Genomic DNA, 1,273 nt, shown 5'->3' on the forward strand with positions numbered 1-1,273 from the left:
AAGATGAACAATTTGTTAAGAAAAGTGATCGAGATCAGATCGCTCTGCGTGCAAGAAAGTTGGCTAACAGCTCATGTCCTTGCTCAGTTTTGATTGATTCTGGATGAAACTGCACAGCATCAATAGGCAGGGTTTTGTGCTGATATCCCATAATTTCGTCCATGCTTCCATCAGGCAGTTCAGTCCAAGCGGTCAATTCAAACACATCGGGTAACGTGCCGTTTTTCACCACGAGAGAGTGGTAACGGGTTACCGTAAGTGGGTTATTTAGATTTTTAAACACACTGCGCCCCGTGTGGCGGATAGGCGATGTTTTACCATGCATGACTTGTCTCGCACGCACAACTTCGCCACCGAACACTTGCGCAATGGCTTGATGGCCAAGGCACACCCCCAAAATAGGAAGCTTACCGGCAAAATGCTCTATCGCTTGCAGGGAAATACCCGCTTCGTTTGGCGTACAAGGCCCAGGGGAAATCACCAAATGGGTTGGATTGAGGGCTTCGATACCTTGAATGTCGATTTCGTCATTGCGCACGACCTTTACCTGAGCGCCAAGCTCGCAAAAGTATTGGTAAAGGTTATAAGTGAAAGACTCGTAGTTATCGATGATCAACAACATAACGTGTCGGCTGCTCCAATCCGTTTTGGCAAGGCTTAAGGATCAATTGTCTGGTTTACCACAATTGAGGGCGGTATTTTGCAACACCCAATTAGAAAGGCAAGTCTTTGCGCAATAAAAAGGCCAGCATCGGCTGGCCTTTGAGTTTTACAGCTATGTTTTTAGGACAGGAGTGGCTTAACGGCGGCGGCGGAACAAGCCAAGTCCAAGCATTGCTAGCAGTGCACCAAACCCAAACGAACCACCATCAGAGTCTTTCGAATCTGTGGTGCCCGTTTCAGGTTGAGTCATAGAGACTGCACGAGCAGAGCTAAACTTAACGACGTTGCCAGTCGAGTCTGTCACTTTCTCTTCCAGTTGGTAGTTACCTTGCTCTGGCGCCTGTTCAAACTCAACATTCACGCTGCGCGCTTTAATGTCCGTTTGATCTAAAGTCTTGCTCGCTGAGTAAGCTTTCGCATCACTACTTACAGCGGCAGCTTGAGTCGCGACGGTTAAGCTAACAGTCACGATGTCACCTGCAACCGCGTTTGGTGGCAAACGTACATCTACCGCTAAGTTTTCACCCGCTTTCGGTAAATCGATGTCCGTATCAGGTAAATCAATCGCGATGATCACGGGATCGTGGTCAGATGCCGAGAACGCGTCTTT

At 48.2% G+C, this 1,273-nt stretch carries 2 protein-coding genes; both read right to left on the bottom strand.

Going from position 1 to position 1,273, the window contains the following annotated elements; translation table 11 throughout:
- Nucleotides 1-34: 34 nt before the first annotated feature.
- Nucleotides 35-622: an aminodeoxychorismate/anthranilate synthase component II gene (locus R7R24_RS24585; protein ID WP_318119710.1), complete on the bottom strand. Its 588-nt coding sequence runs from the start codon at nucleotides 620-622 to the stop codon at nucleotides 35-37.
- Between the two features lie 177 nt (nucleotides 623-799).
- Nucleotides 800-1,273 (bottom strand): GlyGly-CTERM sorting domain-containing protein (locus tag R7R24_RS24590; protein WP_318119711.1); only part of this gene is annotated, 474 nt, incomplete at its 5' end.

Source organism: Vibrio sp. 704, from assembly GCF_033339295.1.